Here is a 10,633-nt window from a genome sequence, read left to right as displayed (position 1 = left end):
CCGTGTGAAAGTAGGTCATCGTCAGGCTTCTACAACCGCAATACCCCCCGCGCCTATCGGCCGGGGGGTTTTGTCTTTGGAGATTCCCGAGGAGCCAGACCATGGTGCTGCAAGACATTCTCTATTCCCAAGGGTTCGGCATACGCCGCGTGTGCTTTGGCCTGGTGCAGCAGGGGCATGTGGCCTTGCTGGATGCGGCGGCTTCGCAATGGCTGCCATGCACCGATCCCATGCTCGACATCGAGCCCCGGGGGCTGCGCTTTCGCGTGCAGGGGATCGACTGGGAGTACCACGAAAAGGCCTACCTGCTGCTCAACAAGCCTGCCGGCACCGAATGTTCGCAAAAGCCGTCGGCTTATCCCAGCATCTATACCTTGCTGCCGGCGCCGCTGCGCCAGCGGCCGAGCAAGGGCGTGACCGGGGTGCAGGCCATAGGCCGGCTGGACCAGGACACGACGGGGCTGATCCTGCTCAGCGACGATGGCCAGTTCATCCACCGCATGAGTTCGCCCAAGAAAAAGGTGCCCAAGCTGTACCAGGTGCATGCCAAGCACCCGATCACGGCCCGGCAGGTGGAGCAGCTGCTGGCTGGTGTTATTCTCGACGACGATCCCCAGCCCGTGCGGGCCGCCGCTTGTGTGCAGAGCGGTGAATGCGATCTGGACCTGACGCTGACCGAAGGCAAGTACCACCAGGTCAAGCGCATGCTGGCGGCCGTGGGCAACCGCGTCGAGGCGCTGCACCGCGCGCAGATCGGCCAGCTGCGCCTGCCGGCGGATCTGCCGCCGGGCGGATGGCGCTGGCTGTCCGAGGGCGAGTTGGCGTCGCTGAACGAAAAAGGGTAATGCAATGGGTTTTTCTGCCGAGGGGCCGTTCAAGGCCGATGAAGCGTGGATAGCCACCCCGAAGGCCCGGCTGTTCGTGCGCAGCTGGACGCCGGCAACGGCTGCCCCCGGCAAGGCGCCCATCGTGCTGTTCCATGACTCGCTGGGCTGCACCGAGCTGTGGCGGGACTTTCCTGCCGCGCTGGCGGCGCGCACCGGGCGCCAGGTACTGGCCTACGACCGCTGGGGCTTCGGGCGCTCGGCTGCGCGTGCCGGCGGCCTGGCACTGGATTTCGTCGCGGATGAGGCCAGGAGTTTTTTTCCGGCGCTGCGCGCGCATTGGGGGTTGGGGCGTTTTGTCGCCTTCGGCCACAGCGTGGGCGGCGGCATGGCGGTGCACTGCGCGGCAGCCTTTGCCGGGGACTGCGTCGCGCTGGTTACCGAATCGGCCCAGGCGATGGTGGAAGCGCGCACCCTGCAGGGCATTCGCGAGGCCAAGGCCTGGTTCCAGGACGAGCAGCAGGTCGAGCGCCTGCGCAAATACCATGGCGACCAGGCGCGCTGGGTGCTGGATGCCTGGACCGAAACCTGGCTGGAGCCGGCATTCGCCTCCTGGTCGCTGGCCCCGGTGCTGCCCGCGGTGCGCTGCCCACTGCTGGCCATCCATGGCGCGCAGGATGAGTACGGCTCCGTGGCCCAGCCGCAGATGATCGTCGATCTCAGCGCCGGCCCCAGCCAGCTGGCCATCATGGACGATACCTTTCATGTGCCGCACCGCGAGCGGGCGGATGCGGTGCTGGCGCTGATGGCCGGCTTCCTGGCGCCGATCGAATAGCAATTCCCACAGACTATGCATACCTCTGCACTGGTGCTTTTCTCTGGCGGGCAGGATTCGACTACCTGCCTGGCGCATGCGCTCGGCCGCTACCAGCGGGTCGAGACCCTGGGCTTCGACTACGGGCAGCGCCACAGTGTCGAAATGCAGGCCCGCCTGCAGGTGCTGGGCCGGCTGCGCACCGATTTTCCGCAATGGTCCCCTCGGCTGGGCGAAGACCATGTGCTGTCGCTCGATGTGCTGCGCCAGATCGGCGGCTCTTCGCTGACCGACGACGTGGCCTTTGCCATGCAGGCCGACGGGCTGCCCAATACCTTCGTGCCGGGGCGCAACCTGCTGTTCATGACGCTGGCGGGCGCGCTGGCCTACCGCCGCGGGCTGCAGGTGCTGGTGACCGGTGTCTGCGAGACGGATTTCTCCGGCTATCCCGACTGCCGCGACGACACCATGAAGGCCTTGCAGGTGGCCTTGAACCTGGGGTTGGAGCGGCGGCTGAACATCGAGACGCCACTGATGTGGCTCGACAAGGCCCAGACCTGGGAGCTGGCCTGGCAGCTGGGCGGCCAGCCGCTGGTGGAGCTGATCGTGCAGGACAGCCATACCTGCTACGAAGGCGACCGCAGCCAGCGCCACGATTGGGGCTGGGGCTGCGGCAGCTGCCCCGCCTGCGCCTTGCGCGCCAAGGGCTGGGCGCGCTGGCGGGCAGCCCGGCCCGGCTGATTCACCGTCCGGCCAGCGCCTCGCACAGAAAGGCCTGGCAGGCCGCCACCCAGGGCCGCTGCGCTGCAGGCTCGCCACGCAGCATCAAGGCCAGGCGCCGGCTGATGACCGGCGCGATCAGCGGCCGCACCTGCAGCGCCGGCGTGGCCACGCCCTGGGTGTAGAGCCGCGAGATCACGCCCACGGCCTGGCCCGACTGCACCAGGCTGTACAGCGACTCGCTGTAGCGCATGCGCAGTGCGCCCTCCATCCCGATGCGCTGCTGGCGCAGCGTGGCGACGGCCAGCTCGTAGGTGCTGCCGCGGGCGAACAGCGCCAGGCGCTCGCCGCGCAGGGCCTTCCAGCGCAGGCCGCCCGAGGCGCCGGCCAGGCGATGGCCGGCGGGCAGCAACACCACCAGCTCATCCTCGACCAGCGGCGTGGCGTGCAGGCCCTCGGGCATGTCGAGTTCGGTGGAGATGCCGATATCCACCTCGCCGCCGCGCAGCCCGGCGATCAGCTCGTCGTGCAGCGGATCGCTCACCTGCACGCGCACCTGCGGATGGCGCCGCTCCCATTGCGCCAGCGCCGGCGCCAGCAGGTGCATGGCCGAAGGCAGGCAGGCGATGCGCACCGTCTGCAGGCCGCTGCGCAGCAGCGCGTGCATGTGCGATACGCCGCGGTCGAAGCTGGCCACCAGCCAGGCCGCATCGTCGTGCAGCGCGCGCCCGGCCTCGGTCAGCGCCACATGGTGCGGGCCGCGGTCCATGAGCGTGGCGCCCAGCAGCAGCTCCAGCTCGCGCACGCTGGCCGATATGGCCGGCTGCGACAGCGCCAGTACCTGGGCTGCCTGGCTGAAGCTGCCGTGCTGTGCCACGGCCAGGAAGGCGCGCAGCTGCCGCAGAGTGGGGGCGCGCAGGTTTTGCATAAGAGTGAATGATAGACCTATCAGGTTAAATCATTTTGCTGATAGCAAGCCATGGCCTACCATGCGTGGCCATGAATGCCGCCCCACAAGCCGCCACGCCTGCGCTGACCGCGTTTGCCCAGGCCCTGCCCAAGATGGAATTGCACTGCCACCTGCTGGGCAGCGTGCGCAAGCACACCTTCAGCGACCTGGCCCGGCGCGCCAAGGCGCCGGTTTCGCAGGAAGAGATCGAGGCCTTCTACACCCGCGGCGAAAAGCCCGTCGGCGTGCTGCGCGTGCTGCGGGCGCTTGACCAGTGGCTGCTGCGCACGCCCGACGACCTGCACCGTATCACCTACGAATACCTGCAGGATGCCGCCGCGCACAGTGTGCGCTATGCCGAGTTCTTCTGGAACCCCACCGGCACCGTGCAATGCTCCGGCATGGGCTATGGCCAGGCGCAGGCCGCGATCCTGGCCGGCGCCGCCGATGCGCGGCGCGACCATGGCATCCATGGCCGGCTGGTGCCGGCGATCGACCGCGAGGCCCCGCCCGCGGCCGCGCTGCAGATGGTGGAGTGGATGCTGCAGCACCGCCATGACGATGTGCCCGGCATCGGCATCGACTACCGCGAAAACGACCGCCCGCCCGAGCTGTTCGCGCAGGCCTATGCGCTGGCCCGCCGCCACGGCCTCAAGACCACGGCCCATGCCAGCGAGTTCGGCCTGCCCTGGCACAACCTGCAGACCGCGCTCGATCTGCTGCAGGTGGACCGGGTGGACCACGGCTATACCGTGGTGGACAACCCGGAGCTGGCGGCGCGCTGCGCCGAGCAGGGCATCGTCTTCACCGTGGTGCCCACCAATTCCTACTACCTGCGCACGCTGGCACCCGAGCGCTGGGCGCTGGACCACCCGATCCGGCGCATGCCAGAGCTGGGCATCCGCGTGCATCCCAATACCGACGATCCGACGCTGCACCATGTGACGCCCACCGGCGCCTGGTCGATGATGGTGTGCGACTTCGGCTTTTCGGTGGCCGAGCTGCGCGGCTTCATGTTCAACGGCATCGATGCCGCCTGGATCGATGCATGCGACAAGCACACGCTGCGCGCCGAGTGGAGCGCCGAATTCGATGCGTTGTGCACCCGGCTGAATCCCCAATCCTCCCTGCAAGCCTGACGACCATGTTCAAGAAACTCTCCCTCGCCCTGGCCTCCGTGCTGCTGGCCACAGCTTCCCATGCGGCCGATTCCGCCTGGCCCACGGCCCGCCCGATCACGCTGATCGTGCCTTTCAGCGCCGGCGGCAGCGTGGATGCCACCGCGCGTCTGCTGGCGCAGAAGCTGGGCGAGCGCCTCAAGCAGTCGGTGGTGGTGGACAACGTGGCCGGCGCCGGCGGCGCCATCGGCGTGAACAAGGCGGTGCATGCCAATGCCGACGGCTATACGCTGGTGATGGGGGCGGACAGCCCGATCGCCATCGCCAAGCTCGTCAACCCCGCAGCGGTGCGCTACGACGCGCTCAAGGACCTGGCGCCGGTCGCCATGGTCAACACCGCGCCGCTGGTGCTGGTGGCGCGCAGCAGCCTGCCGGCCGCCAGCCTGGGCGACGCCATCCAGCTGGCGCAGAAGGAGCCCGGCAAGATCAGCTATGCCACCTCGGGCATAGGCACCATCCTGCACCTGGCGATGGAGCGCATCAGCGAGCAGGCCAAGGCCCAGTTCGTGCATGTGCCCTACAAGGGCGGCGGCCAGATCGTGACCGACGTGGCCGGCGGCCAGGTGGATCTGGCGATGCTGATCAGCGTGACCGCGATGCCCCAGATCCAGGCCGGCAAGCTCAAGGCCCTGGCGGTGACCTCGGCCCAGCGCCTGCCCGAGCTGCCCAACGTGCCCGCGGTGGCCGAGACGCCTGGCCTCAAGGGCTACCAGATGGTGTCGTGGGCCGGCCTCTTCGCGCCGGCGCGCACGCCCGCGGCCGTGGTCGACAAGCTCAACCACGAGGTCAACGCGGTGCTGGCCATGCCCGAGGTGAAGGCCAAGCTGGCCGAGCAGGGCGCGGTGGCGGCCGGCGGCGGCACGCCGGCCCAGTTCGGCCAGTTCGTGCAGGGCGAGCAGGCCCGCTACGCGCAGATCGTGAAGGCGGCGCGCATCAAGGCCGATTGAGCGCCGCGATGCGCCTGAGCGCATCGACGAAGCCCGCCACCTGCCCGTGCTCGCTCTCGCGGCGCCAGACCACGCCGACCGGGCCGAAGGGAATGGGCCGCGCCAGCGGCAGCAGCCGCAGCAGGCCCAGCGCCTGCAGGTGCCGGGCCATGGCGCCCGAGCAGGCGCCGATGTAGTCGGTGGCCTGCAGCACGGTCTGCAAGGTGGTGATGGTGGCGGTCTCCACCATGGGCCGCACCCAGGAGCCCTGGTGCTCCAGCATCGCGGCATCGAGCTGGGTGCGCATCAGCGTGCCCTTGGGCGGCATGATCCAGGGGCAATGCATCAGCTGCGCAAGGCTGTGCTCTCGCGCCTGCTGGGCGAGCGGATGGTGCGGGCCGGCGACCACGCAGATATCGTCCTCGAACAGCAGCTCGTGCTGCAGGTGCGGGCCGAAGGCCCGGGCGTCGATGCTGCCCACCACCAGGTCGAGATCGCGCTGCTCCAGCCCCGCCAGCAGTTCGTTGAACGCGGCCTCGGTCATCTGCAGCGCCACCGAGGGATGGCTGCGCTGGAAGGCCACCATGGCCTGCGGCACCAGGTGGGCCACGCCGGCCCAGATGCTGCCGATGTGCAGCCGCGCCGACAGGCCCGCGGCAATCGCGTCCAGCTCGGTGTGGGCGCGCGACACCTCGCCCAGCACGCGGACCGCGAGCCGGTGCAGGGCCTCGCCCGCCGGCGTGAACTGCAGCTTGCGCCCACGCAGCGCCAGCGGCGTGCCCGCCAGGTTCTCCAGCTCCAGCAGCCAGTGCGACATGGCCGACTGCGTCATGTGCATGCGCTGCGCGGCCCCGGTGAGCGTGCCGGCATCCTTCAGGATGAGCAGCGACTCCAGGTGGCGAATCTTCAGGCGGCGCGCCCAGGCGATGGTTTCAACGGCTTCATGCATGAGTAAATGCTAATGTATTCATCACGGAATTTCGCAATGAATTTCATGGGAAAACTCCAATAATTCCGGGTTGAAGGAATTAGTGTTTTCTCATGCAAGGAGCGTTTTTGTGAAGCGTCGTGAATTCGGCCGTCTGGCCCTGTCTTCGATGGCCGCTGCGGCGGCCGGTATGCCTGTGCTGGCGGGGGCGCAGGCTGCCTATCCGGGCCGGCCGGTGCGGCTGGTGATCTCGCAGGCGGCGGGCGGCAGCTCCGACACCATCGCGCGCCTGTGGGCCGAGATCGCCGCCAAGCAGCTGGGCGGCTCGGTGGTGGTGGAGAACAAGCCGGGCGCGGGCGGCATCATCGCGGCGCAGGCGGTGCTGGCGCAGCCGGCCGACGGCTACACGCTGTTCTTTGCCGGCGTGTCGCAGATGGTGCTCAACCAGTTCGTCTACAAGCCGCTGCCCTACAGCCCGCTGACCGATTTCGCGGGCGTGGGCATGCTGACCACCGTGCCCTTCGTGCTCGTGGCCAGCCCCAAGTCGGGCATCAAGAGCTTCCAGGACCTGGTGGCCCAGGCCAGAAAGCAGCCGGGCGCGCTGAACTTCTCGTCTGCCGGCCTGGGCAACTCGACCCACCTGGCGGTGGAGCTGCTGCAAAAGCGCGCCGGCATCCAGATGACCCATGTGCCCTACAAGGGCGAGACCGACGGGCTGCTGGCGCTGGCCAGCGGCGACGTGCAGCTGATGGCGCCGGTGCTGGGCACCGCGCTGCCGCAGATCAAGGCCGGCAAGGTGGTGCCGCTGGCGCTGTTCGCGCCCCGGCGCATGCCCGAGCTGCCCGAGGTGCCCACCGCCCGCGAGCTCGGCCTGCAGGGCTTCGATTCGCTGGGCTGGAGCGGCATTGCGGTCAAGGCCGGCACGCCGCCCGAGATCATCGCCCGGCTGCATGCCACGATCGCGGCCTTCCACCGCGATCCGCGCGTGCAGGAGCGGCTCAAGACCATGGCCACGATCGCGATGGAGGGGCCGTCCGGGCAGCTGATGGAAACCGCCAGGCGCGACTCGGCCACCTGGGCCGACGCGATCTCCGAGCTCAAGCTCTCGGCCCAGTGAACCGGAGCGGCACGATGGCGAAACAAGCAATGGTCTGCTGCGCCCAGCCCGAGGCGGCGGAGTCGGGCATCGAGATCCTGCGCCAGGGCGGCAACGCCGTGGACGCGGCGGTGGCCACGGCGCTGGCGCAGACGGTGGTCGATCCGCTGATGTGCGGCATCGCCGGCTTTGGTACCGCGGCGGTCTACCTGCCGGGGCGGGCGCACGAGTATTTCGACTTCCACTCGCCCGCACCCCGCGCGGCGCGGCCCGGCATGTGGGAGCATTTGCTCGAAGGCGAGGCGCGCGACGGCTTCGGCTTCGTGCTCAAGGGCCGGGTCAACGACATCGGCCCGCAGTCTATCGGCGTGCCGGCCACCCTGCGCGGGCTGCAGCGCATGCACGAGGCCCATGGCACGCTGCCCTGGGCGGCCGTGGTGGAACCCGCGATCCGTTGGGCGGCGGACGGCTTTTTCGTGCGCCCGGGCATGTACACCTTCTGGATGGACGAGCCCGCGATGGGCCGGGTCAGCAACCGCGAGCGGCTGCTGTACTCGGCCGAGGGCCGGCAGCTGTACTGCCGGGCCGACGGCAGCCCCAAGCCCACCGGCACGCCGCTGGCCAACCCCGGCATGGCGCGGGTGCTGGAGCAGATCGCCGCCGACGGCGCCGAGGTCTTCTACACCGGCGCGCTGGCCGAGCGCATGGCTGCCGACCTGCAGGCCCAGGGCGCGCTGGTGTCGCTGGAGGACCTGGCCGGCTACGACGTGCAGCGCCTGGCGCCGCTCGAAGGCAGCTACCGCGGCCGGCGCGTGACCACCAACCAGCCTCCTGGCGGCGGCGCGATGCTGCTGCAGATGCTGAACCTGCTGGAGCAGTTCGACCTGTGCGAGCTGGGGCACAACACGCCCGAGTACATCCGCACCGTGTGCGAAGCGATGAAGCTGGCCACCGTGGCCAAGGACCGCTTCATCGGCGATCCGCGCTTTGTGGAGGTGCCGCTGGGCGAGCTGCTGTCCAAGGACCGGGCGCGCGAGGCGGCCGCGCGCATCCGCGCCGGCCACAAGGCCAGCGTGGTGCGGGTGAACCCGGGCGCGGTGGTGCCGCGCGACACCACCCACCTGAGCGTGGTGGACGGCGACGGCAACTGCGTGGCCATGACGCATTCGCTGGCCATGCCCTCGGGCGTGATGACGCCGGGCATGGGCTTTTTCTACAACGGCTGCATGGGCGTGTTCGATCCGCGCCCGGGCCGTGCCGGCAGCATCGCGCCGGGCAAGAGCCGCTTCACCTCGTCGTGCCCGAGCATCGTCTTTGGCGGCGCCAATGGCGACATGCCCGAGATCGTGCTGGGCGCGCCCGGCGGCACCCAGATCGCCATGGGCGTGCTGCAGGCCATCGTCAACGTGCTCGATTTCGGCATGGACATGCAGCAGGCCGTGTCCGCGCCGCGCTTCTCCTCCACCAGCAACGCCATCGACGTCTGCAACCGCATCCCGCGCTACACCACGCGCGTGCTGCAGGAGCAGGGCTACGAAGTGCTGCGCAACCCCTACAACTACACCATTGGCTGGGTGCATGGCATCCGCATCGCCGCTGGCGGGCTGCAGGGCGGCGCCGACCCGGGGCGCGACGGCGTGGCGCTGCAGACCGCGCTGTAGCGGGCCGAGCGTCAGGCAGTGATGGCGGGCAGCCGCTGCTTCAGGAAGTCGAGGAACACCCGGGTCTTGACCGGCAGGTGCGCGCGCTGCGGGTGGTAGGCATAGAAGCCCGGAAAGCTGGCGCGATACGGCGCCAGCACCTCGACCAGCGCGCCGCTTTGCAGCAGCGGCGCCATCGATTCGCTCCAGCCCATGGCCAGGCCCACGCCGCCCAGCGCGGCCTGCAGGCCGGCTTCCCAGTGGTTGACCACCAGCGGCCCATGCACCGCGCGCTCGGTCAGCGCACCATCCACCGTGAACTCCCACTTGTAGACCGCGCCGCTGCTGCGCATGCGGTAGTTGATGCAGCGGTGCCGCTGCAGCTCGTCGGGGTGCTGCGGCTGCCCATGGGCCTGCAGGTAGCCGGGCGCGGCCACGCAGCACAGGCGGAATTCGCGCGTCAGCCGCACCGCGATCATGTCGCCCTCCAGCGAGTCGCCGATGCGTATGCCCAGATCGAAGCCCTCGCGCACGATGTCGACGAAGCCGTCGTCATACACCAGCTCCAGCGCGATGTGCGGATGCCGCGCAAAGAACTCGGCCAGCAGCGGCTCCACCAGCACACGGCCGGCGGGATGGGCCAGCGTGAGGCGCAGCGTGCCGCCCTCCACGCCGGCGCTGCTCTGCAGGTCTTCGGTGGCGCTGCGCAGGCTGGCCAGCGCGGGGGCCACGCGCTCCAGATAGGCTCGGCCGGCCTCGGTGAGGTTCACGCTGCGGGTGGTGCGCTCGAACAGGCGCACGTCGAGCCGCGCCTCCAGCTTCTTGATGGTCTGCGACAGGGCGGCCGGCGTTACGCCCAGAGTATGCGCGGCATAGGTGAGGCTGCGGTGCTGGGCCACCTGCTCGAAGGCCGCCAGCGAGGCCAGGATCTCGGGCTTCATGGGGCTTTATTTTTAAGCAAAACTTGATAACTTACGTAGATAGGCTATCTTTTTCTTTCAAACGAGCTGCGGCACACTGCTCGCCACCCCCGCGCACGCGATGTGTGCCGTGGTGGGCCCTGCAACCAGAAAGAGAACGCCCCATGCCCGTGAAATTCACCCTCAACGGCAAGCCGACTTCGGTCGACGTCGATCCATCCACCCCCATACTCTGGACGCTGCGCGATACGCTGGGCCTGCAGGGCACCAAGTTCGGCTGCGGCATGGCCATGTGCGGTGCCTGCACGGTGCACTTGAACGGGCAGGCGATCCGCTCGTGCATCACGCCCATCTCGGCCGCCGCGGGGCAGAAGCTCGGCACCATCGAGGCGCAGGCCGCCGACAAGGTGGGCAAGGCCGTCGAGGACGCATGGGTGCGCCACGACGTGGCCCAGTGCGGCTATTGCCAGAGCGGCCAGATCATGAGCGCCACCGCGCTGCTCAAGGGCAACAAGGCACCCAGCGATGGCGATATCGACGCCGCCATGGCCGGCAACATCTGCCGCTGCGGGACCTACGCCCGCATCCGTGCGGCCATCCATGACGCGGCCAAGACCCTGGCCTGAACCCGAGGAGCG

At 69.1% G+C, this 10,633-nt stretch carries 11 protein-coding genes; 8 read left to right on the top strand and 3 right to left on the bottom strand.

The genetic code is table 11. The features are described from left to right. The first annotated feature begins 101 nt into the window (after positions 1-101). From ACODRX_RS13565 to queC, 3 genes are read left to right on the top strand one after another with little or no spacing between them, the layout of a single operon-like run. Complete coding sequence (locus tag ACODRX_RS13565; protein ID WP_488872037.1) at positions 102-845, top strand: 16S rRNA pseudouridine(516) synthase; 744 nt, start codon at positions 102-104, stop codon at positions 843-845. A gap of 4 nt (positions 846-849) precedes the next feature. Then, entirely contained in the window at positions 850-1,659 is an 810-nt protein-coding gene (locus tag ACODRX_RS13560; RefSeq protein WP_488872036.1) for an alpha/beta fold hydrolase, read from the top strand. Between the two features lie 15 nt (positions 1,660-1,674). Beyond that, positions 1,675-2,379: a 7-cyano-7-deazaguanine synthase QueC gene (gene queC / locus ACODRX_RS13555; protein WP_488872035.1), complete on the top strand. Its 705-nt coding sequence runs from the start codon at positions 1,675-1,677 to the stop codon at positions 2,377-2,379. 1 nt (position 2,380) lies between these two features. Here queC and ACODRX_RS13550 read toward each other — a convergent pair whose 3' ends face one another. Further along, entirely contained in the window at positions 2,381-3,286 is a 906-nt protein-coding gene (locus ACODRX_RS13550) for a LysR family transcriptional regulator (RefSeq protein WP_488872034.1), read from the bottom strand. A 71-nt stretch (positions 3,287-3,357) separates the two neighbouring features. Between ACODRX_RS13550 and ACODRX_RS13545 the strand changes: the two genes are divergently transcribed. Beyond that, a complete protein-coding gene (locus ACODRX_RS13545) occupies positions 3,358-4,446 on the top strand; it encodes an adenosine deaminase family protein (protein ID WP_488872033.1) in 1,089 nt (362 codons plus the stop codon). A gap of 5 nt (positions 4,447-4,451) precedes the next feature. After that, entirely contained in the window at positions 4,452-5,432 is a 981-nt protein-coding gene (locus ACODRX_RS13540) for a Bug family tripartite tricarboxylate transporter substrate binding protein (protein WP_488872032.1), read from the top strand. On the opposite strand, the gene ACODRX_RS13535 is transcribed toward ACODRX_RS13540, so the two are convergent. Beyond that, positions 5,419-6,360, bottom strand: a complete 942-nt coding sequence (locus tag ACODRX_RS13535; RefSeq protein ID WP_488872031.1) for a LysR family transcriptional regulator — start codon at positions 6,358-6,360, stop codon at positions 5,419-5,421. The genes ACODRX_RS13540 and ACODRX_RS13535 overlap by 14 nt on opposite strands. A 148-nt stretch (positions 6,361-6,508) precedes the next feature. Between ACODRX_RS13535 and ACODRX_RS13530 the strand changes: the two genes are divergently transcribed. Together ACODRX_RS13530 and ACODRX_RS13525 are read left to right on the top strand one after the other, a co-directional pair. Continuing rightward, entirely contained in the window at positions 6,509-7,456 is a 948-nt protein-coding gene (locus tag ACODRX_RS13530) for a Bug family tripartite tricarboxylate transporter substrate binding protein (protein ID WP_488872044.1), read from the top strand. Positions 7,457-7,470: 14 nt separating this feature from the next. Continuing rightward, positions 7,471-9,096, top strand: coding sequence for a gamma-glutamyltransferase family protein (locus ACODRX_RS13525; RefSeq protein WP_488872030.1), 1,626 nt, complete (start codon positions 7,471-7,473; stop codon positions 9,094-9,096). 11 nt (positions 9,097-9,107) lie between these two features. Here ACODRX_RS13525 and ACODRX_RS13520 read toward each other — a convergent pair whose 3' ends face one another. Continuing rightward, positions 9,108-10,016: a LysR family transcriptional regulator gene (locus ACODRX_RS13520; protein ID WP_488872029.1), complete on the bottom strand. Its 909-nt coding sequence runs from the start codon at positions 10,014-10,016 to the stop codon at positions 9,108-9,110. A gap of 143 nt (positions 10,017-10,159) precedes the next feature. Here ACODRX_RS13520 and ACODRX_RS13515 point away from each other — a divergent pair, with 143 nt between their 5' ends. Next, positions 10,160-10,621 carry a (2Fe-2S)-binding protein gene (locus tag ACODRX_RS13515; protein ID WP_488872028.1) on the top strand — a complete coding sequence of 154 codons (462 nt, stop codon included), beginning with the start codon at positions 10,160-10,162 and terminating at the stop codon, positions 10,619-10,621. Positions 10,622-10,633 lie beyond the last annotated feature (12 nt).

The sequence above is a fragment of the Comamonas sp. FG99 genome (genome assembly GCF_057808605.1).
The sequence above is the reverse complement of the archived record's forward strand: the minus strand, read 5'-3'. Positions and strand labels throughout refer to the sequence as shown.

Excerpts from the sequence above, each read along its gene's own strand:
- ACODRX_RS13515 (WP_488872028.1), top strand. The coding sequence starts at position 10,160 with ATGCCCGTGAAATTCACCCTCAACGGCAAGCCGACTTCGGTCGACGTC.
- ACODRX_RS13550 (WP_488872034.1), bottom strand. The coding sequence starts at position 3,286 with ATGCAAAACCTGCGCGCCCCCACTCTGCGGCAGCTGCGCGCCTTCCTG.
- ACODRX_RS13545 (WP_488872033.1), top strand. The coding sequence starts at position 3,358 with ATGAATGCCGCCCCACAAGCCGCCACGCCTGCGCTGACCGCGTTTGCC.
- ACODRX_RS13565 (WP_488872037.1), top strand. The coding sequence starts at position 102 with ATGGTGCTGCAAGACATTCTCTATTCCCAAGGGTTCGGCATACGCCGC.
- ACODRX_RS13560 (WP_488872036.1), top strand. The coding sequence starts at position 850 with ATGGGTTTTTCTGCCGAGGGGCCGTTCAAGGCCGATGAAGCGTGGATA.
- ACODRX_RS13540 (WP_488872032.1), top strand. The coding sequence starts at position 4,452 with ATGTTCAAGAAACTCTCCCTCGCCCTGGCCTCCGTGCTGCTGGCCACA.
- ACODRX_RS13530 (WP_488872044.1), top strand. The coding sequence starts at position 6,509 with ATGGCCGCTGCGGCGGCCGGTATGCCTGTGCTGGCGGGGGCGCAGGCT.
- ACODRX_RS13535 (WP_488872031.1), bottom strand. The coding sequence starts at position 6,360 with ATGCATGAAGCCGTTGAAACCATCGCCTGGGCGCGCCGCCTGAAGATT.
- queC (WP_488872035.1), top strand. The coding sequence starts at position 1,675 with ATGCATACCTCTGCACTGGTGCTTTTCTCTGGCGGGCAGGATTCGACT.
- ACODRX_RS13525 (WP_488872030.1), top strand. The coding sequence starts at position 7,471 with ATGGCGAAACAAGCAATGGTCTGCTGCGCCCAGCCCGAGGCGGCGGAG.
- ACODRX_RS13520 (WP_488872029.1), bottom strand. The coding sequence starts at position 10,016 with ATGAAGCCCGAGATCCTGGCCTCGCTGGCGGCCTTCGAGCAGGTGGCC.